This is a genomic window from Mycolicibacter nonchromogenicus, from assembly GCF_002101775.1.
GTDB lineage: Bacteria > Actinomycetota > Actinomycetes > Mycobacteriales > Mycobacteriaceae > Mycobacterium > Mycobacterium nonchromogenicum.
Genome location: NZ_LQPI01000023.1, coordinates 51,137 through 71,425, shown reverse-complemented (window position 1 = coordinate 71,425; position 20,289 = coordinate 51,137). Strand labels below are relative to the sequence as shown.

The following is a 20,289-nucleotide window of genomic DNA, read 5'->3' as shown; positions in this document are numbered from 1 at the left end:
GGATTCTCGGCCGGGAGACCGGTACCTGTACGCCGGGGACCGATAGTCTCATCGGCGTGACCGCATCCGACGGCAATACCGCCACCGAGTGGTCCCCGACCGGTTCGGTCACCGTGCGGGTACCGGGCAAGCTCAACCTCTACCTGGCCGTCGGTGACCGTCGCGATGACGGCTACCACGAGCTGACCACCGTGTTCCACGCGGTCTCACTGGCCGACGAGGTCACCCTCCGCGACGCCGACGTGCTGTCCCTGCGGATCAGCGGCGAGGGTGCCGATGTGCTGCCCACCGATGAGCGCAACCTGGCCTGGCAGGCGGCCGAGCTGATGGCCGAGTACGTGGGCCGGGCTCCCGACGTGGCGATCAGCATCGACAAGTCCATTCCGGTGGCCGGCGGCATGGCCGGCGGCAGCGCGGACGCGGCGGCCGTGCTGGTCGGCATGAATGTGCTGTGGGAGCTCGGGGTGCCGCGCCGCGACCTGCACTCCCTGGCCGCGCGGCTGGGCAGCGACGTGCCGTTCGCGTTGCACGGCGGCACGGCGTTGGGCACCGGTCGCGGCGAGGAACTGGCGACGGTGCTGACCCGGCAGACGTTCCACTGGGTGCTGGCGTTCGCCGACCGTGGGCTGTCCACGCCGGCGGTCTTCCGTGAGCTGGACCGATTGCGCGACAGCGGACGCAAGCTGCCGGAATCGGGCGATCCTGAGCCGGTGCTCTCCGCCCTGGCCGCCGGGGACCCGCAGCGGCTGGCCGGCCTGCTCGGCAATGACCTGCAGGCGGCGGCGCTCAGCCTGAACCCGGACCTGCGCCGGACCCTGCGCGCCGGTGTGCAGGCGGGCGCCCTGGCTGGTGTGGTGTCCGGCTCCGGCCCGACGTGTGCGTTCCTGTGCCGCTCGGCGGACTCGGCGGCCGACGTCGCCGTCGAGCTGTCGGCGCTGGGCGTGGGGCGGGCGGTGCGGGTGGCCAGCGGCCCGGTCTACGGGGCCCGGGTGGTGCCGTCGTCGGTCAGCGGGGCCTGACACGACACTCCTCCGCGAGGAGATTTGCCCGGGGATTAAGAGGAGTTTAAGATGGCGCGCGGTGATAATTTGCGGCCAGGAACCTTGCCACCCAGACGCTCGCCGCTCTGGTGGGCCGCGCATTACGGTATCGAGATCTAACCGCCACCGAATTGTGCGCGTGTGTCTCTCGCAGAGTCGCGAGAAGCAGGTGGAACATGAAATCTGAGCCCGTATGGAAAGTACTGGTGCCGGCTAGGAGGCCGTCGTGAGCAGGTTTACCGACAACATGTTCCGTAGTGCCCGGGAGTCGTCCAAGGGCATGGTCACCGGTGAGCCGCACGCACCCGTCCGGCACACCTGGGGCGAGGTCCATGAACGCGCCCGGCGTATCGCCGGCGGGCTGGCTGCGGCCGGCGTCGGCCCCGGGGACGCGGTCGGGGTGCTCGCCGGTGCCCCGGTTGAAATCGCTCCCACCGCCCAGGGCGTGTGGATGCGCGCCGCGAGCCTGACCATGCTGCACCAGCCCACCCCGCGCACCGACCTGGCGGTGTGGGCCGAGGACACCATGACCGTCGTCGACATGATCGACGCCAAGGCGGTCATCATCTCCGACCCGTTCATGGCCGCGGCCCCCGTGCTGGAAGAGAAGGGGCTGAAGGTCGTCACGGTCGCTGACCTGCTGGCCGCCGAGCCGATCGACCCGGAAGAAGCCGGTGAGGACGATCTGGCGCTGATGCAGCTGACGTCGGGATCGACCGGGTCGCCGAAGGCCGTGCAGATCACCCACCGCAACATCTACTCCAACGCCGAGGCGATGTTCATCAGCGCCGAGTACGACGTCGAGAAGGACGTCATGATCAGCTGGCTGCCGTGCTTCCACGACATGGGCATGATCGGCTTCCTGACCGTGCCGATGTACTTCGGCGCCGAGCTGGTCAAGATCACCCCGATGGACTTCCTGCGGGACACCCTGCTGTGGGCCAAGCTCATCGACAAGTACAAGGGCACCATGACCGCGGCCCCGAACTTCGCCTATGCGCTGTTCGCCAAGCGCCTGCGCAAGCAGGCCACCCCGGGCCAGTTCGACCTGTCCACCTTGCGGTTCGCGCTCTCGGGCGCCGAGCCGGTGGAGCCGGCCGACGTCGAGGACCTGATCGACGCGGGCAAGCCGTTCGGGTTGAAGCCGTCCGCCATCCTGCCGGCCTACGGCATGGCCGAAACGGTGTTGGCGGTGTCGTTCTCCAAGTGCGGTGCGGGCCTGGTGGTCGACGAGGTCGACGCCGACCTGCTGGCCGCGCTGCGCCAGGCGGTGCCGGCCACCAAGGGCAACACCCGGCGGCTGGCCTCGCTGGGGCCGCTGCTGAAGGGCATCGAGATCCGGATCGTCGACGAACACGGCAACTCGCTGCCGCCGCGCGGGGTGGGAGTCATCCAGCTTCGCGGTGAGCCGGTGACCCCGGGCTACCTGACCATGGCGGGCTTCCTGCCGGCGCAGGACGAACACGGCTGGTATGACACCGGCGACCTGGGCTACCTGATGGAGAACGGCCACGTCGTGGTGTGTGGTCGGGTCAAGGACGTCATCATCATGGCGGGCCGCAACATCTACCCGACCGACATCGAGCGGGCTGCGGGCCGCGTCGAGGGTGTGCGACCGGGTTGCGCGGTCGCGGTGCGCCTGGACGCCGGGCACTCGCGGGAGACGTTCGCGGTTGCGGTGGAGTCCAATGCTTGGCAGGACCCCGCCGAGGTCCGCCGGATCGAGCACCAGGTCGCCCATGAGGTGGTCACCGAGGTCGACATGCGGCCCCGCAACGTGGTGGTGCTCGGGCCGGGCAGCATTCCCAAGACGCCGTCGGGCAAGCTGCGCCGGGCCAACTCCGTCGCCCTGGTCACCTAGAGCCCCACTCCCTTTTGCCGCGAGCGTGCGCGTCTGTACGCGACACGCCGGGCCAGTGCGTACAAGTGCGCACGCTCGGCGGAAGAAAAGGCTCGCGCGAAAGAAAGTGCTCGGGCGGGAAGTGCGTCAGCCCCAGGCGTGGACGACGTTCTGGGCCGGCTCCAGCCCCAGCTCGATCAGCAGCTCGGCGGCGTCGGCGGCCTGCTCACAGATCGTGGGCAGCTCCTCGCGCTCCCGGGCAGTGAACGCCTGCAGCACGAATGCCGCCGGATCCTGGCGACCGGGTGGGCGGCCGATCCCAAGACGGACTCGCTGAAAGTCCTTGCTGCCCAACACCGTCGCGATCGAGCGCAGGCCGTTGTGACCGCCCTCTCCGCCGCCCTGTTTGAGCCGGATCCGGCCGAAATCCAGGTCGAGGTCGTCGTGGATCACCACGACGGACTCGACGGGCACGGAATAGAACTTGGCGAGCGGGCCCACCTGGCGGCCCGACTCATTCATGTAGCAGCGTGGCCGGGCCAGCACCACCGGGCGCCCGCTGAGGCGCCCGGTGGCCACGTCGGCACCCGACTTCTTGTGCAGCTTGAACGCCGCCCCGACCCGTTCGGCGAGCAGGTCGACCACCATGAAGCCGACGTTGTGCCGGGTGCGTGCGTAGTTCGGGCCCGGGTTGCCCAGGCCGACCACCAGAATCGGTGGTGACTCGGCCACGTGGTGCTCGGCTTACTCGGACTCTGCGGCCGCGGCCTCGCCCGCGCCGGCTTCCTCGCCCGCAGCTTCGCCCTCGGCCGGCTCCTCGCCGCTCGGGGCCTCGATCACGTTGACCAGCAGCAGTTCGGGGTCGGAGACCAGGGTGACGCCCTTAGGCAGTTCCAGGCCGCCAGCGGTGAACTGGGTGCCGGCCTCAGCGCCCTCGATGGAAAGGGGCAGCTGCTCAGGGATCGAGAGCGCCTCGGCCTCGATCTCGATGGCGTTGGTCTCCTGGGTGACCAGGGTGCCCGGTGCGGCGTCGCCCTCGACGACGACGTGCACCTCGACGGTGACCTTCTCACCGCGGCGCACGACCAGCAGGTCGGCGTGCTGGATGGTGCGACGGATCGGGTGGACGTCGACGGCCTTGGTCAGCGCCAGCTGCTCTTTGCCCTCGATGTCGAGGGTGAGCACGGCGTTGGTGCCGGCGTGGCGCAGCACAGCCGCGAAGTCGTGAGCCGGCAGGGCCAGGTGCTGCGGTTCGGTGCCGTGGCCGTAGAGGACCGCGGGGACCAGGCCGGCGCGGCGGGCCCGGCGCGAGGCGCCCTTGCCGGTTTCGGTGCGCACCGAAACGGTCAGCTGGTTGGTGGTCGGGGTGTTCGCCATGGGGAGCTCCTTGGTTGCTGCGGCGTGCATCAGGCACGGCCAGATCGCGACAACCATCCAGGAGGTCCTCGCCGATAACGGCGGCCGATAGGGTGGCCGCCCTCGCCGTGACGCCTGGTCAGGCTAGCGCATCAGCAGTTCAGAGCGGAAATCGAACCCCGGTGAGCTGCTCGGACAGCTCCCACAGCTCGGCTGCGGTAGAGCCACGCTTGGCCGACAGGCTGCGGCCCACCGACCCGGGGTGGCCGAGAATACCGAACCGCGGACCGACGAAGGTATTGCCGGACAGCTCCTGCGAGGCCGCATAGAGGGTTTGCCGCGCACCGAAGTCGGGGCTGGTGGCGAACAGGCCGTTGCCGACGGCACGCATCAGCAGGTCGCCGACCGTATTGCCGGTCTGGCCCTGCAGGTTGGTGGACGAATAGCCGGGGTGGGCGGCCAGTGCGCGCAGCGGGGAGCCCGCCGCCACGAGCCGGCGCTGCAGCTCGCTGGTGAACATCAGATTGGCCAGCTTGGACTGACCGTAGGCCCGCCACGCCGAGTACCGCCGCGACTCCCAGTTGAGGTCCTTGAGGTTGATGGAGCCGATCTGGTGCATGACCGACGACACCGTCACCACCCGATCGGTGAGTTTGGGCAGCAGCAAATTGGTCAGCGCGAAATGCCCCAGATGGTTGGTGCCGATCTGACTCTCGAAGCCGTCGACGGTCTTGGCGTAGGGCACCGCCATGATGCCGGCGTTGTTGATCAGCACGTCGACGTTCGCGGTCTCCTCGGCGAATCGCCGCACCGAGGACAGGTCCGCCAGATCCAGGGCGCGCACGGTCACGTCGCCGGGCATGGCCGCCGCGGCGGCCTGGCCTTTGGACGTGTCGCGGACGGCCAGGGTGACGGCGGCGCCGACTCGGGCCAACTCACGCGCGGTCACGGCACCCAGACCGCTGTTGGCTCCGGTGACGATGACCGACCGTCCGGCGAACGACGGCAGATCGTGCGCGGTCCAGGACTTCATGACCGGCACTCTAGCGAGCCGGTGCGCTCAGTTGCAGTTGTTGGCGTGCACCCAACGGCCGTTGTAGCCCACGCAGGTGTTGACCGGCGGTGGCGGAGGAGGCGGCGGCGGCACGTCTTCGGGCAGCGGCGCGTAGTAGGCCGGCGGGGGCACCGGGTCGGCACATCCGCTGACATACACGCGGCGGCCCACCGCGACGCAGCCCTGCGCCTGGGCGGTACCGGCCGGAGTGAACACGACCACCGCGCCCGGCAGGCTGGTCAGGGCCAGTGCTGCCATCACCCAGATCCGGCGTGCCATCACTGGTCCAGCAGGGGGTGCTCGGGCTGGGGCAATCCGCAGCGGGCGCGGAAATCGGCCAGCGGCTGGCGCAGGCCCAGCAGGTCGGCGTGGGCTTGCGGGTGGTCGGCGAAAAAGCTGTGAATCGCCTCGGGCACTTCGTCATCCGGCCGGTCGCGCAGGGTGGTGTAGAACTCGTTGACGTCGGGATGCGCATACAGGTAACCCGATGTCGAGGCGGTGACGCCGGTGACCACGTTGGCCAGATCGGCGGCGGTGCAATTCGGCGGCGGTTCGGCCACCGCCACGGCCGGTGCCAGCAGGCCGGCGGCGACAGCGGCGGCGCCGAGGCCCGCGAAAGACAGGCGGATCAAAGGCATGACGGAACTCCCTTCGACGAGTGCGTCGCACTCTAACAAGCCAGGCCCCGGTGCGCGCTCACTTGGCGGCGACGGTGAAGCCCTTCATGATGGACTCCACATCGGTGGCGTTCTTGGGGGCCTCGTCAGCAAGGGAGGTGACGGCCAACTGCACCAGGTAGCGCTGTTCGGCAGGTGCCGAGCCGGTGGCGATCACCATCCGGAACCAGCTGTGCAGGCGTTGGCCATCCAGGTCGTAGGTGCCCTGCACCATCGATGACGGGAACCCCTCGTAGTCCTCGTTCGAGGCGTCCAGCAGCCGGAAGTTCGGCGAGAGCTGGGCGTCGACCACGCCGTGCCGGATGGCCTCCTTCGAGTCGAAATTCCCGGTGAGCTTGACCACGCTCAGAATCGCGCGGGGGAACTTCTCGCCCTTGCCCAGCACCAAAGTGGTGGCCGGCAGCATCGGGCTTTCTTTCTTCGTCCAGCCCGGCGGGGTGGGGATCGACACCTTCAGGTCGGTCGGTGCGTCGGGGGCCACCGCCTCAGCGGTCACTCCCTGGTCCTCCAGGTAGCGTCCGACGGTGACCGGGGGCTCCGGCTCAGATGAGGTGGTGGTGGTGCTGCCGTTACCCCAAATCGATTGATAGTTAGGGGTTTTGGTGCCGCATCCGGATGCGGAGGCGACCACGGCGCACGCCAATGCCGCGACCGTCAAGCGCACCGGGATCACAGGATCTCGCGGACCGCGTCAATAGGACGGGCCAACCGGGTGCCGTTGCCGGTGACGACGAAGGGCCGTTGGATCAGGATGGGGTTGGCGGCCATGGCGTCGAGCAGTTCGTCATCGGTGGCGTCGGCCAGGTTCAGCTCGGCGTACACCGCCTCGCGGGTACGCACCGCGTCGCGCACACCGATCCCGGCGGCGCTGATCATCTCCGCCAGCTCGGCACGCGACGGCGGGGTCTTCAGATACTCCACCACCGTCGGCTCGATACCGTTGTCGCGCAGCAGTTCCAGCGTCTTGCGTGAGGTGGAGCAGCGCGGGTTGTGGTAGATGACCGCATCAGCCATATCAGGCGTCTCCGTCGAAAAGGCCGGTGACGGAGCCGTTTTCGAAGACAGCCCGGATGGTGCTGGCCAGCAGCGGAGCGATCGAGAGCACCGTCAGCTGCGGGAACTGCTTGTCTTCGGGGATCGGCAGGGTGTTGGTGACGATCACCTCGCTGGCTCCACAGGCCGCCAGCCGCTCGGCGGCCGGGTGCGAGAGAACCCCGTGGGTGGCGGCGATGATCACGTTGCTGGCGCCGTCTTCGCGCAGCAGGTTGACCGCCGCGGCGATGGTGCCACCGGTGTCGATCATGTCGTCGATCAGCACGCAGGTCTTGCCCTGCACCTCACCGACCACCCGGTTGGACTTGACCTGGTTGGGCACCAAGGGGTCGCGGGTCTTGTGGATGAACGCCAGTGGCACCCCACCCAGCGAGTCCGCCCACTTCTCGGCGACGCGCACCCGGCCGGAGTCGGGGGAGACCACCACGACGTCGGAGTGACCGTAGTTCTCTTTGAGGTAGCCGATCAGCAGCGGCTGGGCCCGCATGTGGTCCACCGGACCGTCGAAGAAACCCTGGATCTGGTCGGTGTGCAGGTCCACCGTGACGATCCGGTCGGCGCCGGCGGTTTTGAGCAGGTCGGCAACCAGGCGAGCCGAGATCGGCTCCCGGCCGCGGTGCTTCTTGTCCTGGCGCGCGTAGGGGTAGAACGGCAGGATCGCGGTGATCCGCTTGGCGCTGCCGCGCTTGAGCGCGTCGATCATGATCAGCTGTTCCATCAGCCACTGATTCAGCGGCGCCGGGTGCGACTGCAGCACGAAGGCGTCGCAGCCACGCACCGATTCGTCGAAGCGCACGAAGATCTCGCCGTTGGCGAAGTCCCGGGCGGTCTGCGCCGTCACCGGGACGTCCAGTTCTTTGGCGACCTGCTCCGCCAACTCCGGGTGCGCGCGACCGGCGAAGAGCATCAGGTTTTTGCGGTTGTCTGTCCAGTCGTGGCTCACGTGCTGCCCCCGCCGTAGGAGATTGTGGATTTCGGTCGAAATAATTCGGGCCTTATGGTACGTAGCCCGGTGCGAAATCTCGCCTCGGGCTGCCTCAACGCGATCAAGCTCACGATGACAGATCGGGGGGAGTCGGGCCGGGTTCTTCGGCATTGTTCGCCTTGTCGGCCGCCGCGGCGGCCGCGCTGCCGGGCCGCTTGCGCTGTACCCAGTTCTCGATGTTGCGCTGCGGGCCGGCCGACACCGCCAGGGCGCCCGGGGGCACATCGTGGCGCACCACGGTGCCGGCTCCGGTGTAGGCGCCGTCGCCGATGCTGACCGGCGCCACGAACATGGTGTCCGAGCCGGTGCGCACGTGCGAGCCCACCGTGGTCCGCCGCTTGGTCTGACCGTCGTAGTTGACGAACACGCTGGAGGCGCCGATGTTGCTGTGGTCGCCGATGTCGGCGTCGCCGACGTAGGTCAGGTGCGGGACCTTGGTCCCGGTGCCGATGGTGGAGTTCTTGGTCTCCACGAACGCGCCCAGCTTGCCCTCCGCGCCCAGCACGGTGCCGGGGCGCAGGTAGGTGAACGGGCCGACGGTGGCCGCGGCGCCGATCGACGACGAGGTGGCGTGGCTGCGGATCACCGACGCACCGTCGCCCACCGTCACATCGGTCAAGGTGGTGTCCGGGCCGATGGTGCAGTGCGCACCGACGACGGTGCGGCCGAGCAGCTGGGTTCCGGGCGCGACGGTGGTGTCGCGCCCGATGACCACGTCCACGTCGATCCAGGTGCTGGTGGGGTCGACGATGGTGACTCCGGCCCGCTGATGGGCGGCCACCAGGCGGCGGTTGAGTTCGCCGGCCAGCGCAGACAGTTGCACCCGGTCATTGACGCCGGCCACCAGCGCCGCGTCGTCGACATGGCGGGCGTGCACCACCTGACCGTCGCCGCGGACGATGCCGATCACGTCGGTGAGGTACAGCTCGTGCTGGGCGTTGTCCGAACCCAGCCGGACCAACGCGGAACGCAACGCGGCGATGTCGAAGGCGTACACCCCGGCGTTGACTTCGCGGATCTGCCGCTGCGACTCGGTGGCGTCGGCCTGCTCGACGATCGCGGTGACCTCACCGTCCTGGGTGTGCAGGATGCGGCCGTAGCCGGTGGGGTCGGCCATCGTGGTGGTCAACACCGTGACCGCCGCCGGGGCGGTGCGGTGCGTTTCGAGCAGGGCCTGCAGCGTGGCGGTGTCCAGCAGCGGGATGTCACCGGAGGTGACCACGACGGTGCCGGCGAAGTCGTCGGGCAGTGCCCCCAGGCCGCACAGCACCGCGTGCCCGGTGCCGAGCTGTTGGGCCTGCAGGGCGATGTCGATGTGGCAGTCCAGGGCCCGGGCCAGCTCGTCGACTGCTCCGGCGATGCGCTCGTGCTCGTGGCCCAGCACCACCACCAGGTGGCCGGGTCCGACGCCGGCGGCGGCGTGCAGGCAGTGCGCCAGCATGCTGCGCCCGCCCAGCTCATGCAGCACTTTGGGGGTGTCGGAGACCATCCGGGTGCCGGCTCCGGCCGCGAGGACAATTACGGCGTCCTGGCTGGCCACCGGGCCGTCTCCTGGCCGCGAGGGGGCGTGTTTGTGCGTCGACACGCCGCCTAGCCTGTCATTTTGTGCACGGTCGCGCCAAAGGGGTGGGTCGCATATCTGAGCTCCGTCGCCAGGACTCGAACCTGAACTATCTGAACCAAAATCAGAGGTGCTGCCGATTACACCACGACGGATCGGTGTTCCGCAGTGACTCTAGTCCAACGGACTACCCTGGTCGCGTGGCTGGTCTGGACAAGGACGGCCGGGCGCCTCGAGCCCGGATGACAGGTAGCGAGCGCCGACACCAACTCATCAATGTCGCCCGCTCGCTGTTCGCCGAGCGCGGCTATGAGGGCACCTCCATCGAGGAGATCGCGCAGCGCGCCAACGTCTCCAAGCCCGTGGTCTATGAGCACTTCGGCGGTAAAGAGGGGCTCTACGCCGTGGTGGTCGACCGCGAGATGTCGGCGTTGCTGGACGGCATCACCACGTCGCTGACCAAGGCCACCAACAACCAGTCCCGGTTGCGGGTCGAGCGCGTCGCGCTGGCCCTGCTGACCTACGTCGACGAGCACACCGACGGATTCCGCATCCTGATCCGCGACTCCCCGGCGTCGATCAGCTCCGGCACCTACTCGACCCTGCTCAACGACGCCATCGGCCAGGTGTCGTCGATTCTGGCCGGCGACTTCGCCAGGCGCGGCCTGGACCCCGAGACCGCCCCGCTGTACGCCCAGGCGCTGGTCGGTTCGGTGTCGATGACGGCCCAGTGGTGGCTCGACGTACGTGAACCCAAGAAGGAAGTGGTGGCCGCGCACCTGGTCAACCTGTGCTGGAACGGATTGACTCACCTGGAGTCCGATCCGACCCTGCACGACGAATAAGGCCTGCACCGCAACGCAAATCGTCGGCCCGCGCCACACCGCCTAGAATTGCCCACATCATGACCGCACCGGGGTACCAGACTGTCCAAAACCCGATTGCGGGGCTCGTCGAACTGGCGCTGACCGCGCCGGCTTTCGCTGAACTCATCGAGCGCGCGGGCGATCCTCCCAGCGAACTCGCGCTGGTCGGACCGGTCGGCGCGCGGCTGTTCACCGCCGCCGCGCTCTCGCACGCCGGCGCGCTGTTGGTGGTCACCGCCACCGGCCACGAGGCCGACGACCTGACCGCGGAGTTGCGCGGCGTCTACGGCGACACGGTGGCCCTGTTCCCGTCGTGGGAGACGTTGCCGCACGAGCGGCTCTCGCCCGGGGTGGACACCGTCGGCGCGCGCCTGCTGCTGCTGCGCCGGCTGGCCCGGCCCGACGACGCCCGCCTGGGGCCGCCGCTGCGCGTGGTGGTGACCACGGCCCGCTCCCTGCTGCAGCCGATGATCGCCCAACTGGACGCGATCGAGCCGGTCATGCTGGCCGTCGGCGACGAGATCGCCTTCGAAGAGGTGATCGCCCGGCTGGTCGAGCTGGCCTACACCCGGGTGGACCTGGTGGGCAAACGCGGCGAGTTCGCGGTCCGCGGCGGCATCCTCGACCTGTTCCCGCCGACCGCCGAACATCCGGTGCGCATCGAGTTCTGGGGCGACGAGGTCACCGAGATCCGGCCGTTCTCGGTGGCCGATCAGCGCTCCATCCCCGAGGTCGAAGTCGGCACCGTGGTCGCGGTGGCCTGTCGGGAACTGTTGCTCACCGATGAGGTGCGGGCCCGCGCGGCCGAGCTGGCGCGCGATCAACCGCAGACCGACAACGCCGTGCTGGGCACCGTCGGCGACATGCTGGCCAAGCTCGCCGAAGGCATCCCGGTCGACGGCATGGAGGCGCTGGGACCGGTGCTAAAGCCCGGCCCGCAGGTGCTGCTGACCGATCACCTGCGTCCGGGCACCCCGGTGCTGGTCTGCGACCCGGAGAAGATCCGCGCCCGCGCCGCCGACCTGATCAAGACCGGACGCGAATTCCTGGAGGCGTCCTGGTCGGTTGCCGCGATCGGCGGCGAGGCGCCGATCGACATCGAACAGCTCGGGGGCTCGGGATTCCGGGACTTCGAACAGGCGCGTCAGACCGCACTCGACACCGGCCATCCGTGGTGGACACTGAGCCAGCTGCCCAGCCCGGATGCGATCGAACTCGACGTGCGCGCGTCGCCGTCGGCCCGCGGCCGGCAGCGCGACATCGACGAGATCTTCGCCATGCTGCGGGCGCACATCGCGACCGGGGGACGGGCGGCGGTGGTCGCGCCCGGCGTGGGCACGGCCCGGCGGATCGTGGAGCAGCTGGCCGAATCCGAAACGGCGGCAACGCTGTTGGAGGCGGGCGCGGCCCCGCAGTCCGGAGTGGTCGGGGTGTTGAAGGGCCCGCTGCACGAGGGCCTGGTGATCCCCGGCGCCAATCTGGTCGTGGTGACCGAAGCCGACCTCACCGGTAACCGGGTCAGCGGGCCGGAAGGCAAACGGCTGGCGGCCAAGCGCCGCAACGCCGTTGACCCGCTGGCACTGACCGCCGGCGACCTGGTGGTGCACGACCAGCACGGCATCGGCAAGTTCGTGGAGATGACCGAGCGCACCGTCGGCGGGGCGCGCCGCGAATACCTGGTGCTGGAATACGCCTCCGGCAAGCGCGGCGCAAACGGCACCGACAAGCTCTATGTGCCGATGGATTCCCTGGATCAGCTGTCCCGCTACGTCGGCGGCCAGGCCCCGGCACTGAGCAGGCTCGGCGGCAGCGACTGGAGCCAGACCAAGACCAAGGCGCGCAAGGCCGTCCGCGAGATCGCCGACGAATTGGTCGCGCTCTACGCCAAACGCCAGGCCGCACCCGGCCATGCGTTCGCCCCGGACAGCCCGTGGCAGGCCGAGATGGAAGATGCGTTCGGGTTCACCGAGACCATCGACCAGCTCACCGCGATCAGTGAGGTCAAGGCCGACATGGAAAAGCCGGTCCCGATGGACCGGGTGATCTGCGGCGACGTCGGCTACGGCAAGACCGAGATCGCGGTGCGTGCGGCGTTCAAAGCCGTCCAGGACGGCAAACAGGTCGCGGTGCTGGTGCCCACCACGCTGCTGGCCGACCAGCATCTGCAGACGTTCAGCACCCGGATGGCCGGCTTCCCGGTCACCGTCAAGGGGCTCTCGCGTTTCACCGATGCCCGCGAGTCCAAGGCCACCATCGAGGGCCTGGCTGACGGCTCCGTGGACGTGGTGATCGGCACCCACCGGCTGTTGCAGACCGGCGTGCGCTGGAAGGACCTCGGACTGGTGATCGTCGACGAGGAACAGCGGTTCGGCGTCGAGCACAAGGAGCACATCAAGGCCCTGCGGACCCACGTCGACGTGCTCACCATGAGCGCCACTCCGATCCCGCGCACCCTGGAGATGAGCCTGGCCGGCATCCGGGAGATGTCGACGATCCTGACCCCACCCGAAGACCGCTATCCGGTGCTGACCTACGTCGGCCCGCACGACGACAAGCAGGTCGCCGCGGCGCTGCGCCGGGAACTGCTGCGCGACGGCCAGGTGTTCTACGTGCACAACCGGGTCAGCTCCATCGATGCGGCCGCCGCTCGAGTGCGCGCGCTGGTGCCCGAGGCCCGGGTGGTGGTGGCACACGGCCAGATGCCCGAGGAAATGCTGGAAACCACGGTGCAGGGCTTCTGGAACCGGGAATACGACATCCTGGTGTGCACCACCATCATCGAGACCGGCCTGGACATCTCCAACGCCAACACCCTGATCGTCGAACGTGCCGACACCTTCGGGCTGTCGCAGCTGCATCAGCTACGCGGCCGGGTGGGACGCAGCCGGGAACGCGGCTACGCCTACTTCCTCTACCCACGGGAGAGCCCGCTGACCGAGACCGCCCACGACCGGCTGGCCACCATCGCTCAGAACAACGAGTTGGGCGCCGGCATGGCGGTGGCGATGAAGGACCTGGAGATTCGCGGCGCCGGCAACGTGCTGGGGGTGGAGCAGTCCGGCCACGTCGCGGGGGTGGGCTTCGACCTGTACGTACGGCTGGTCGGTGAGGCCGTCGAGGCCTATCGAGCGGCGTTCAACGGCGAGACGGTCACCACCGAGGAGGTCAAGGACGTCCGGATCGACCTGCCCGTCGACGCCCACCTGCCGCCGGAGTACATCAATTCCGACCGGCTGCGGCTGGAGGCCTACCGGCGGTTGGCCGCCGCCCCCGGCGACGACGAGATCGCCGCGGTGGTCGAGGAACTCACCGACCGCTACGGGCCGCTTCCCGAACCGGCCGGCCGGCTGGTGGCGGTGGCCCGGCTGCGGCTGCTGTGCCGCGCCGCCGGGATCACCGAGGTCTCGGCTGCGTCGGCGACGACGCTGCGGCTGGCCCCGATGACGCTGCCGGACTCCGCCCAGTTGCGGCTCAAGCGGATGTATCCGTCGGCCAGCTACCGTGCCACCACCGCCACGGTGCAGGTCCCAATCCCGCGGGCCGGCGGTGCCGGGGCGCCCGTCGGTGCTCCCCGGATCCGCGACATCGAACTCGTCCAGATGGTGGCCGATCTGATTTCAGCACTGGCCGGCAAACCGCAGGGTCAGGTCGACGTCACCGGCGCGGTGCCCGCAGTACGGTAGCCACGATGACCGTCGTCCTGGTCGACCCGCGCCGACCCTCGCTGGTGCCGATCGAAGCCCTTGCGCTGCTTGCCGGTGAGATCGTCTACACCGAGGAACTGCCGATCGTGGTGCCGTGGTCGTTGCCGGCGGCACGATCGGTGCTTTCGGGTGCCGAAGCCCCGGTGCTGCTGTCGTCGGACCGCAACCATCCCGACGTGGTCGCTCGCCTGGCGGCCGGCGAAGCGCTGATCGCCGCGCCGGATGCGCCGCCGGGGGAGCGGCTGATCGACGCCGTCGCGATCATGGACCGGCTGCGCTCCACCGGTCCGTGGGAGAGCGAGCAGACCCACGACTCGCTGCGCCGCTTTCTGCTCGAAGAGACCTACGAGCTGTTCGACGCGGTCCGCAGCGGCGACGCCGACGCGCTGTGCGCGGAGCTCGGGGATGTGCTCCTGCAGGTGCTGTTTCACGCCCGCATCGCCGAGGATGCGCCGCAGAACCCGTTCGGCATCGACGACGTCGCGGATTCACTGCTGCGCAAGCTGAGCAACCGGGCGCCCGCGGTGCTCGCCGGTGAGGAGATCTCGCTGGCCGAGCAGATGGCGCAGTGGGAACAGCGCAAGGCTTTGGAGAAGGCGGCCGGCGATTCGATTCTCGACGATGTGCCGACCGCGCAGCCGGCCCTGGCGCTGGCCCAAAAGGTGCTGCAACGGCTCGCCCGCGCCGGCGTGCCCGCGGACCTGATCCCCGAGTCGGTCACCACCGTCACGGTCGCCGCCGACATCGATGCGGAAAACGACTTGCGGGCAGCGGTTTTGGCGCTCATGGACACGGTGCGTGCGGTCGAGAAGGCGATCATCGGCAAGCCCACCGAAGAGCAGTGGCGCGCCCACTGGCCGCAGACCTAGCGTCGGCGCACCCGATCAGTTCGGGTTCTCACCCCAACTGCCCGGCAGCATCGGAACACGCGGCTCGTCGTCGAGCCCGTCACCGGTGAGCACAGCGATTCCGGACGCCCGCCGGCCCGCAGCGGTCGCGGTGCCGGCGAAGCCCAACGGGCCGGTCCCGGAGTCTGAGGCGCTTACCGCGTGCGGCGGACCGTCCCACTCGGGCGTCACGCCGATGTTCATCTCCATGTATTCGTCGCCGAACCCGCGCTGCTTGGCGCGCTGCCGCTGCCGGCGCTTGGCGGCCAGGGCCTGCGCCGTGGCTTCGCCGGGGGCGGCTTGGCTCTCCGACGCCTCCTCGTCGGCGCTGCGGGAACGCCGTGCACCGCTGGAGCTGCGCGCCGACGAGGACACGCTGCTCACCAGGTACAGGCAGGAGGTGGGTCCGAATCCCACGCCCGGTCCGCCGCCCGCTGCGCCGCCGGCCGGCAGGCCGGCACTCGCGGAGGCAGGAGCGGTGGTGCCCGCTGAGGAGATCGGGTCTGCGCAGGCGCACACCTCGGCCATCGCGGGCGCGGGGACCCCCGCGGCGACCGGGGCGCCGACGCTGCCCACCGGCAACGGGGCCTCGATCGGGTGGTCGAACCCCGCCGCGCCGACCGCACCGATCGCGCCGAGCGCACCGAGCCCGGCGGCGGCGGCGAAGGCGGGTGCTGCGGCCATCACGATCGGGATCGCCATCTGCACGGCGATCTGCCCCATCGGCCACAACAACATCAGCGTGTGGAAAGTGGTCCAACCCAAGGCCCCGGCCAGGATCGGGGACATCCCCGGGATCTGCAGCAGCATCTGGGTGACCGAGCTGGCGAAGGGATACGCCTCGATCGGATATCCGTCCACACCCAGCTGCGCCCACAGCCACCTGGCGATCGGGTCGGCGATGCCCATGTTGAACTGCGTGAGCATGTCCTTGACCTGCTGTTCCCAGCTGGGGGCAGCGGCGACCTCGGCAGCCCCCGGGGCCACGATCGGCGGCGCGGGGGTCGCGGCCGGAACCGAGGCCAGCGCCGCTCCCGCGACGGCCTGGTAGACGGTCATCATCTCCGCGGCCTGAACCCACATCCGCGCGTAGTCGGCTTCGTTCAGCGCGATCGGGATGGTGTTGATGCCGAAGAAGTTCGTCGCCACCAACGCCGCGTGCACCGCGTGATTGGCGGCCAGTTCGGCCAGGGTCGGCATACCGGCCAGCGCGGTGGTGTAGGCCGCGGCCGCGGTCTGGTGCAGGCCGGCCGCCGCGGTGCTCTTGGCGGCGCTCTCGGCCAGCCAGCTCAGGTACGGGCCGTGCGCAGCCGCGTACTGCTGGGCGCTGGGACCCTGCCAGGCCCCGCCCTGCACCCCGGCCAGCACCGCGTCCAGTTCAGCGGCCACTTCGGCGTATTCCGCGCTCATCGACGCATAGGCCGAGGCCGACTCCAGCAGGGGACCGGGCCCGGGTCCGGCGCTCAACAGCGCCGAGTGCACCTCCGGCGGCGACGCCAGCCAGACCGGTGCGGTCATCGAACACCTCTTCCAACACGATCTCGTTCGGTCAACCAATTGGTCGCGGCAGGGCCCGGATTGGTTCCCGGGAAAAGAATCTTTGTATCCGGGCGCTCAATGAGCCACTATGTCGGCATGCGATGCGAGGTGGTGCGCGAGACCCTGTCCTCGCTGCTCGACGGCGAGCAGCAGGAGCTGCCGGCGCAGCAGGTCGATGCGCACTTGGCATCATGCCGCAGTTGCCGGCGGTGGCTGGTCGGTGCCGCGGCCCAGGCCCGCCGCCTGACCGACATCAACTCCGACTCCGATGCCGGCACCGGCCCTGACCTGGCCGCCCAGATTCTGGCGGCCGCCGGCGTGACATCGATCACCGCCGAGAACGACGGCGACAGCCTGTGGTCGCGGTGGGGTTTTCGGCGCCCGGCGCTGATCGCCGTCGGGGTGCTCCAAGTGGTGATGGCGGCGATCCAGATCGCCGGCGTGGACTTCGGCATGGTGTCGGCGCACGGCCACGGCCACGGTGCGGCCACCGGAGCGCATTTGCTGCATGAGTCCACCGCATGGCTGTTGGCGCTCGGCGGGGCGATGATCGCCGCCGGTATCTGGCCGTCTGTGGCAGCCGGTGTCGCGGCGATCGCCGGGGTATATGCGCTGGCCCTGGGCGGCTATGTGGCCGTGGATGCCTACCACGGGCAGGTGACAGCCGCTCGGATCGCCAGCCATCTGCCGGTGCTGATCGGCTTGGTGTTCGCGTTGCTGGTGGCACGTCAGCGCATGGGTGGCGCGGGCCCGCTCCCGGCCCGCAGGGATGCCGACGGCGGCGCTGACCGAGCGGCCCCGGCGGTGGGTGTCAGCCGCGGTCGCCGACGCCATCTGCGCTCGGTCAGCCGCACCGACAGCTCTACGACCATGCGTCGTAATAGCGACACCGCCCCGGGTCTAAGGTGGATGTTCATGGCGGGAGCTGACCGGGTCGATGACGATGCTGTCACCGCTCTCGCCGTCGCCGCCGCCGCCGGCGATGCCCGTGCGCTGGAGGCGTTCATTAAGGCCACTCAGCACGATGTCTGGCGATTCGTGGCCTACCTCTTCGATGGGGTCAGTGCCGACGACCTGACCCAGGAGACCTTCCTGCGGGCGATCGGCTCGATCCCCCGATTCGCCGGCCGATCCAGTGCCCGGACCTGGCTGCTGGCCATCGCCCGGCGCGTGGTGGCCGACCACATCCGGTACCTCAAGGCGCGTCCGCGCACCGCGCCGGGCGCCGACCCGGAGCTGCTGCTCGAACGCGACCGGCCGGACCGCGGGTTCGAGGACGTGGTCGAGGTGAACGCGTTGATCGCCGGCCTGTCGACCGATCAGCGTGAGGCGCTGTTGCTGACTCAACTGTTCGGTCTGTCCTACGCCGACGCCGCCGCGGTCTGCGGCTGCCCGGTGGGCACCATCCGGTCCCGGGTTGCGCGCGCACGCGACGCTCTGCTGGCCGATCCCGACCGCAGCGAGCTGACCGGTTAGACCTGCGGAGTCCGCGCCGGCACGGCCGATTCGTGCGATGTGCGCCCGCGGAACGGGCGGTCGGTCGCGCCTCGTTGATGGCCCAGTCATGAAACGATGGACGCAAAACCATAGCTTCGAGATTGGGGAGTGCGGTGTCGGCGCTACGTTGGCTGCGGACGGCCGCCGTCGTCGGCGCGACGGCTGTGCTGCTGGCATCCAGTTGCAGCTGGCAGCTCGGTAACCCCATCCCGCAGGGCGTCCCGCCTCCCCCCGGAGACCCGGTCCCACCGGTCAGAACTGACATCGCCACGGGTCGGCCGGCCGATCAGCTCTATCAGTGGGCCGCTGAGCGGGCCCCGATGCTCGGCATCCCCGTCACCGCGCTGGAGGCCTACGCCTATGCCGCGCGGGTCGCCGAGGTGGAGAACCCCAACTGCCATCTGGGCTGGACCACGCTGGCGGGCATCGGACAGATCGAGAGTCATCACGGCCACTACAACAACTCCACGGTGGCGCGTAACGGCGACGTGCGGCCCAAGATCCGCGGGGTCCGGCTCGACGGATCCGGAGGCAATCTGCACATCGTCGAGGAAGTGCAACCGGATCTGGCCGACGACGACGGCGTGGTCCGTGCGATGGGCCCCATGCAGTTCATTCCCGAGACCTGGCGGCTCTACGGCGTCGACGCCAACAACGACGGGATCATCAGCCCCGACAACATCGACGACGCCGCCCTGTCGGCGGCGGGATATCTGTGCTGGCGCGGCAAAGATCTGGCCACCCCGCACGGCTGGATGAAGGCCCTGATGGCCTACAACCAGTCGGAGATCTATGCCCGCGCCGTCCGGGACTGGGCCGCCGCATACGCGGCCGGTCGCCCGCTGTGAGGTGTCTGGTCCGCAGTACGGCTAGGCTCCCAACAGGCCTTCGCTAGAACACCCGCCCCATCCACGCTCAAGGAGAAGTTCAGTGCCCATCATCCAGCAGGTCGGCGCCCGCGAGATCCTCGATTCGCGCGGCAACCCCACGGTCGAGGTCGAGGTCGCCCTGGAAGACGGCACGTTCGCCCGGGCCGCGGTGCCCTCCGGTGCATCCACCGGCGAGCACGAAGCCGTGGAGCTTCGTGACGGGGGCACCCGCTACGGCGGCAAGGGCGTGCAGAAGGCGGTCACCGCGGTACTGGACCAGATCGCACCGGCGGTCATCGGGATCAGCGCTGACGACCAGCGGTTGGTGGACCAGGCCCTGGTGGACCTCGACGGCACCCCGGACAAGTCCCGGCTGGGCGCCAACGCCATGCTCGGTGTGTCGCTGGCGGTGGCCAAGGCGGCCGCCGACTCCGCGGCGCTCCCGCTGTACCGCTACCTGGGCGGCCCCAACGCCCACATCCTGCCGGTGCCGATGATGAACATCCTCAACGGAGGCGCCCACGCCGACACCGGTGTGGACGTCCAGGAATTCATGGTCGCCCCGATCGGCGCCCCCAACTTCGCCGAGGCGTTGCGCTGGGGTGCCGAGGTCTACCACTCGCTCAAGGCGGTGCTCAAGAAGCAGGGGCTGTCCACCGGGCTCGGTGACGAGGGCGGTTTCGCTCCCGACGTCGCCGGCACCACCGCCGCGCTCGACCTGATCAGCACCGCGATCGAGGCCACCGGGCTCAAGCTGGGCACCGATGTCGCGCTGGCCCTCGACGTCGCGGCCACGGAGTTCTACACCGAGGGCAGCGGCTACGCGTTCGAGAAGCAGAACCGTACCGCGGCCCAGCTTGCCGAGTTCTACGCCAAGCTGCTCGACAACTACCCGCTGGTGTCCATCGAAGACCCGCTGTCCGAGGACGACTGGGACGGCTGGGTGTCGTTGACCTCGGCGATCGGCGACCGGGTGCAGCTCGTCGGCGACGACCTGTTCGTCACCAACCCCGAGCGGCTCGAGGAGGGCATCGAGCGGGGCGCGGCGAATGCGCTGCTGGTCAAGGTCAACCAGATCGGCACGCTGACCGAGACCCTGGACGCGGTCACGCTGGCCCACCACAGCGGTTACCGCACCATGATGAGCCACCGCAGCGGCGAGACCGAGGACACCACCATCGCCGACTTGGCGGTGGCCGTCAGCAGCGGTCAGATCAAGACCGGCGCACCGGCCCGCAGCGAGCGGGTGGCCAAGTACAACCAGCTGCTGCGGATCGAGGAGGAGCTCGGCGACGCCGCGCGTTATGCCGGCGACCTGGCCTTCCCCCGCTACGCGCCGGAGAGCAAGTAGCAGCCAGGGG

The 20,289-nt window shown here is 69.4% G+C and carries 18 protein-coding genes, 1 tRNA gene and 1 pseudogene; 9 read left to right on the top strand and 11 right to left on the bottom strand.

The window, feature by feature from the left end; genetic code table 11:
* The first annotated feature begins 56 nt into the window (after window positions 1–56).
* Window positions 57–1,019 (top strand): 4-(cytidine 5'-diphospho)-2-C-methyl-D-erythritol kinase, encoded by a 963-nt coding sequence (locus AWC18_RS02705; protein ID WP_082961010.1) that lies wholly within the window; start codon window positions 57–59, stop codon window positions 1,017–1,019.
* A gap of 247 nt (window positions 1,020–1,266) precedes the next feature.
* Window positions 1,267–2,901, top strand: coding sequence for a fatty acyl-AMP ligase (locus tag AWC18_RS02700; RefSeq protein ID WP_064997161.1), 1,635 nt, complete (start codon window positions 1,267–1,269; stop codon window positions 2,899–2,901).
* Window positions 2,902–3,027: 126 nt separating this feature from the next.
* Here the strand turns inward: AWC18_RS02700 and pth are convergent, their stop codons facing one another.
* From pth to AWC18_RS02650, 10 genes are all read right to left on the bottom strand, one after another.
* Entirely contained in the window at window positions 3,028–3,612 is a 585-nt protein-coding gene (gene pth, locus AWC18_RS02695) for an aminoacyl-tRNA hydrolase (RefSeq protein WP_085137472.1), read from the bottom strand.
* A gap of 12 nt (window positions 3,613–3,624) precedes the next feature.
* Window positions 3,625–4,257: a 50S ribosomal protein L25/general stress protein Ctc gene (locus AWC18_RS02690; protein ID WP_085137623.1), complete on the bottom strand. Its 633-nt coding sequence runs from the start codon at window positions 4,255–4,257 to the stop codon at window positions 3,625–3,627.
* Between the two features lie 139 nt (window positions 4,258–4,396).
* Window positions 4,397–5,269: an oxidoreductase gene (locus AWC18_RS02685; RefSeq protein ID WP_085137470.1), complete on the bottom strand. Its 873-nt coding sequence runs from the start codon at window positions 5,267–5,269 to the stop codon at window positions 4,397–4,399.
* 27 nt (window positions 5,270–5,296) lie between these two features.
* The gene (locus tag AWC18_RS02680) at window positions 5,297–5,569 is read right to left on the bottom strand and encodes a hypothetical protein (protein ID WP_064997164.1); all 273 of its coding nucleotides are present in this window, start codon (window positions 5,567–5,569) and stop codon (window positions 5,297–5,299) included.
* Window positions 5,569–5,928 (bottom strand): heme-binding protein, encoded by a 360-nt coding sequence (locus AWC18_RS02675; RefSeq protein WP_064997165.1) that lies wholly within the window; start codon window positions 5,926–5,928, stop codon window positions 5,569–5,571. Before AWC18_RS02675 ends, AWC18_RS02680 begins: the two co-directional genes overlap by 1 nt.
* A gap of 58 nt (window positions 5,929–5,986) precedes the next feature.
* Window positions 5,987–6,637 (bottom strand): LpqN/LpqT family lipoprotein, encoded by a 651-nt coding sequence (locus AWC18_RS02670; protein ID WP_207504737.1) that lies wholly within the window; start codon window positions 6,635–6,637, stop codon window positions 5,987–5,989.
* Window positions 6,637–6,981, bottom strand: a complete 345-nt coding sequence (arsC, locus tag AWC18_RS02665) for an arsenate reductase (glutaredoxin) (protein ID WP_064997166.1) — start codon at window positions 6,979–6,981, stop codon at window positions 6,637–6,639. Before arsC ends, AWC18_RS02670 begins: the two co-directional genes overlap by 1 nt.
* 1 nt (window position 6,982) lies before the next feature.
* Window positions 6,983–7,963: a ribose-phosphate diphosphokinase gene (locus AWC18_RS02660; protein WP_064997167.1), complete on the bottom strand. Its 981-nt coding sequence runs from the start codon at window positions 7,961–7,963 to the stop codon at window positions 6,983–6,985.
* A gap of 109 nt (window positions 7,964–8,072) precedes the next feature.
* Window positions 8,073–9,545 (bottom strand): bifunctional UDP-N-acetylglucosamine diphosphorylase/glucosamine-1-phosphate N-acetyltransferase GlmU, encoded by a 1,473-nt coding sequence (glmU, locus tag AWC18_RS02655; protein ID WP_082961011.1) that lies wholly within the window; start codon window positions 9,543–9,545, stop codon window positions 8,073–8,075.
* 104 nt (window positions 9,546–9,649) lie between these two features.
* Window positions 9,650–9,721, bottom strand: a tRNA-Gln gene (locus AWC18_RS02650).
* 87 nt (window positions 9,722–9,808) lie between these two features.
* Between AWC18_RS02650 and AWC18_RS02645 the strand changes: the two genes are divergently transcribed.
* From AWC18_RS02645 to AWC18_RS02635, 3 genes are read left to right on the top strand one after another with little or no spacing between them, the layout of a single operon-like run.
* Complete coding sequence (locus AWC18_RS02645; RefSeq protein WP_064997169.1) at window positions 9,809–10,411, top strand: TetR/AcrR family transcriptional regulator; 603 nt, start codon at window positions 9,809–9,811, stop codon at window positions 10,409–10,411.
* A gap of 59 nt (window positions 10,412–10,470) precedes the next feature.
* Window positions 10,471–14,115, top strand: coding sequence for a transcription-repair coupling factor (gene mfd, locus AWC18_RS02640; protein WP_064997170.1), 3,645 nt, complete (start codon window positions 10,471–10,473; stop codon window positions 14,113–14,115).
* Window positions 14,116–14,120: 5 nt separating this feature from the next.
* Complete coding sequence (locus AWC18_RS02635; protein ID WP_064997171.1) at window positions 14,121–15,005, top strand: nucleoside triphosphate pyrophosphohydrolase; 885 nt, start codon at window positions 14,121–14,123, stop codon at window positions 15,003–15,005.
* Between the two features lie 15 nt (window positions 15,006–15,020).
* Here the strand turns inward: AWC18_RS02635 and AWC18_RS02630 are convergent, their stop codons facing one another.
* Window positions 15,021–16,541, bottom strand: a complete 1,521-nt coding sequence (locus AWC18_RS02630) for a PPE family protein (RefSeq protein WP_064997172.1) — start codon at window positions 16,539–16,541, stop codon at window positions 15,021–15,023.
* A 99-nt stretch (window positions 16,542–16,640) separates the two neighbouring features.
* On the opposite strand from AWC18_RS02630, the pseudogene AWC18_RS21935 reads away from it, so the two are divergent.
* The 4 genes and pseudogenes from AWC18_RS21935 to eno all read left to right on the top strand — a co-directional run.
* Window positions 16,641–17,369: pseudogene (locus AWC18_RS21935) on the top strand (DUF2275 domain-containing protein); the annotation flags it as partial.
* Between the two features lie 108 nt (window positions 17,370–17,477).
* Window positions 17,478–18,038 (top strand): RNA polymerase sigma factor SigC, encoded by a 561-nt coding sequence (gene sigC, locus AWC18_RS21930; RefSeq protein ID WP_234806409.1) that lies wholly within the window; start codon window positions 17,478–17,480, stop codon window positions 18,036–18,038.
* Between the two features lie 134 nt (window positions 18,039–18,172).
* Window positions 18,173–18,907, top strand: a complete 735-nt coding sequence (locus AWC18_RS02620; protein ID WP_064997173.1) for a lytic transglycosylase domain-containing protein — start codon at window positions 18,173–18,175, stop codon at window positions 18,905–18,907.
* Window positions 18,908–18,989: 82 nt separating this feature from the next.
* Window positions 18,990–20,279, top strand: coding sequence for a phosphopyruvate hydratase (gene eno / locus AWC18_RS02615; RefSeq protein ID WP_064997174.1), 1,290 nt, complete (start codon window positions 18,990–18,992; stop codon window positions 20,277–20,279).
* Window positions 20,280–20,289: the final 10 nt, after the last annotated feature.

Bases quoted from the DNA above. Each gene is read 5' to 3' on its own strand.
- mfd (WP_064997170.1), top strand. From the start codon at position 10,471: ATGACCGCACCGGGGTACCAGACTGTCCAAAACCCGATTGCGGGGCTC.
- sigC (WP_234806409.1), top strand. From the start codon at position 17,478: ATGGCGGGAGCTGACCGGGTCGATGACGATGCTGTCACCGCTCTCGCC.
- AWC18_RS02685 (WP_085137470.1), bottom strand. From the start codon at position 5,269: ATGAAGTCCTGGACCGCGCACGATCTGCCGTCGTTCGCCGGACGGTCG.
- AWC18_RS02630 (WP_064997172.1), bottom strand. From the start codon at position 16,541: ATGACCGCACCGGTCTGGCTGGCGTCGCCGCCGGAGGTGCACTCGGCG.
- AWC18_RS02690 (WP_085137623.1), bottom strand. From the start codon at position 4,257: ATGGCGAACACCCCGACCACCAACCAGCTGACCGTTTCGGTGCGCACC.
- AWC18_RS02635 (WP_064997171.1), top strand. From the start codon at position 14,121: ATGACCGTCGTCCTGGTCGACCCGCGCCGACCCTCGCTGGTGCCGATC.
- AWC18_RS02680 (WP_064997164.1), bottom strand. From the start codon at position 5,569: ATGGCACGCCGGATCTGGGTGATGGCAGCACTGGCCCTGACCAGCCTG.
- AWC18_RS02645 (WP_064997169.1), top strand. From the start codon at position 9,809: ATGACAGGTAGCGAGCGCCGACACCAACTCATCAATGTCGCCCGCTCG.
- arsC (WP_064997166.1), bottom strand. From the start codon at position 6,981: ATGGCTGATGCGGTCATCTACCACAACCCGCGCTGCTCCACCTCACGC.
- AWC18_RS02675 (WP_064997165.1), bottom strand. From the start codon at position 5,928: ATGCCTTTGATCCGCCTGTCTTTCGCGGGCCTCGGCGCCGCCGCTGTC.